This window comes from Nonomuraea sp. MG754425, from assembly GCF_021699195.1.
GTDB lineage: Bacteria > Actinomycetota > Actinomycetes > Streptosporangiales > Streptosporangiaceae > Nonomuraea.
This window is the reverse complement of sequence record NZ_SSXE01000402.1, coordinates 1-1,941: the sequence shown is the minus strand read 5'-3', so window position 1 is coordinate 1,941 and position 1,941 is coordinate 1. Positions and strand designations below refer to the sequence as shown.

Genomic DNA, 1,941 nt, shown 5'->3' with positions numbered 1-1,941 from the left:
ATGGGGCTGGGGCATGTCATCACGTTCACATACTCCAGCCCTCGCACACCGGGAAACCGAAAGATCACCCAACGTGATCTAGCCATGTAGTACTAGACGCCATCCCCGACCCCCGCAGCCGTCGCGGACGCCGCTACCGGCTCGGCCCACTGTTGGCGTTATCCCTGCTCGCCGTCCTCAGCGGAGCGACCTCCCTCGTAAAGATCCCCCGGTTCATCGCCGGGTATGACCCACAGCTACGCCAACGAGTCGGTCTGCCCGGCACCGTGCGGCTGGCTGCCAGCACCTTGGGGCGCCTGCTCGCCCGCCTGGACGGCGACGCCTTCGACACCGCCACCTACGCCTACCTGGCCATACTCGCCGCCGACGCATCACCCACCACCAGCTCGTCCTCAGCCCGGACTCCGCTCACCATCCTGGCCGTGGACGGTAAGACCCTGTGCGGCAGCCGCACCGCCAACGGCACCGCGGTCCATCTACTGGCGGCTACCCGCCATGACACGTCACGGCCCTTGGAATGCCGATATTCCTACAAGCCCTTGAAATTCAACACCCGCTTTTCTTGTCGCCTCTAAAACGTCAGCATAATTTTTCATCTCAGAGGAGCTGAATGTAGATACAGTCAAATGCGCACCTGTCCACTTACCTGAATCCATTGACACATCCCTCGGCCGATCATCAACAGCGATAGTCCAGCCATGGCTTTGAAGAAAAGCAACAGCCTTCTCAAAGGAGAGCTTCTCGCTGTCGCCCTTGGCGTCGACTACCAACAGATGGATCACTTCACCCTCGGCCGTATCATCTTCATACTTCTCTTCCCAGATGACCGTACCGATCTTTCGTGCTTCTTCGAGCACAGTGGCGTTGACCTCATATCGCGCGGAAGAATCACATCCAACAACTAGGACGAGGACAAGGGTTACCACCCAGCGAAGTCGCATGGCAAACAGGATCCCGCCTTCCCATCGAGGGTTTCGGCCACCGCACCTTCCAAGTGCTGCCAGCATCACCAACATTCTACCTGTCCGCACCTCCACATCTCTTCGGCATCGCGCGCATACTAATGCAGGTCATTACGTCGATTTATTGCTACATGCTTGTCGTTCCAGCCTCTCTCGAGCTCGTCGGGGTCCCAGCCATTCTCTGCCCATCTTTCGAACTTCCTGGCATGAATTTGTTCACCTGGCGGCCTGTTCGCATATACGACAACCCCAGAACAACCGCAGTAGCCTATTGCGGCCTCCATGTCATTCAAGGGCCTGCCATGTATTTTGATATTTTCCTTCAGATGCTTCATCCAGGCGGCCGCCGCTCGGATCGCATTTTCGGGTTTACGCATCCACGCCGCCAACTCCTCGATTGTACGTTTCTTCTTGTCGAGATACTCCTTACCATTATATTTAGCCAACATCATTCGAACTTTATAGATTTCCAGCTGCGCCAGTCCGACGGAGGCATTTTCGCCTTCTTTCTTGACGGACGCTTTATCGCCCAAATCGGGGCCGAGAAGTTGCTTGTGCTGCCAATGGCTTTCATACATGAGAAGGGCCGCCAGAATATTTCTCTGGATTCCGTAGTCATGAGCGGCCTTGTCGATCTCCTTCCAGTGGCGAGCGATGTATTTATAGCTCCGATAACGATAGAAACTATTGGCAGCTCCAGATTTCGACGAGGCAGGCTTAGCATTGGACCTTCCCCCAGCAAGTTGAGCACCAACTTGCTGCGTCTTTCTCCACTCACCAAGCCGCGCATCCGCAGGATTCAGCTTCGCCGCCTTTTCCATGGCGGCAAAGCTTTCCAGACCTCCTGCCGAGATCCAGTTGAATGCCAGCTCCTTACCTGTCATTGAGCCGTTTTCATCCCCCTGCGGTGGGTTGATGATCACAGCATGATCGCGAGGTGGACGTTCGCCTGATGACATGGCGAAACCCCTGGTAGACG

The 1,941-nt window shown here is 56.1% G+C and carries 3 protein-coding genes; 1 reads left to right on the top strand and 2 read right to left on the bottom strand.

What is annotated here, in order from left to right; translation table 11 throughout:
• The first annotated feature begins 101 nt into the window (after positions 1-101).
• Complete coding sequence (locus FAF44_RS56605) at positions 102-575, top strand: transposase family protein (protein WP_368857806.1); 474 nt, start codon at positions 102-104, stop codon at positions 573-575.
• On the opposite strand, the gene FAF44_RS53010 is transcribed toward FAF44_RS56605, so the two are convergent.
• Positions 504-1,007: a hypothetical protein gene (locus FAF44_RS53010; protein ID WP_237111089.1), complete on the bottom strand. Its 504-nt coding sequence runs from the start codon at positions 1,005-1,007 to the stop codon at positions 504-506. The two genes, FAF44_RS56605 and FAF44_RS53010, sit on opposite strands and share 72 nt — an antisense overlap.
• Positions 1,008-1,060: 53 nt before the next feature.
• On the bottom strand, positions 1,061-1,941 hold an 881-nt coding region (locus tag FAF44_RS53005), incomplete at its 5' end, for a hypothetical protein (RefSeq protein WP_237111088.1).

Excerpts from the sequence above, each read along its gene's own strand:
- FAF44_RS53010 (WP_237111089.1), bottom strand. The coding sequence starts at position 1,007 with ATGCTGGCAGCACTTGGAAGGTGCGGTGGCCGAAACCCTCGATGGGAA.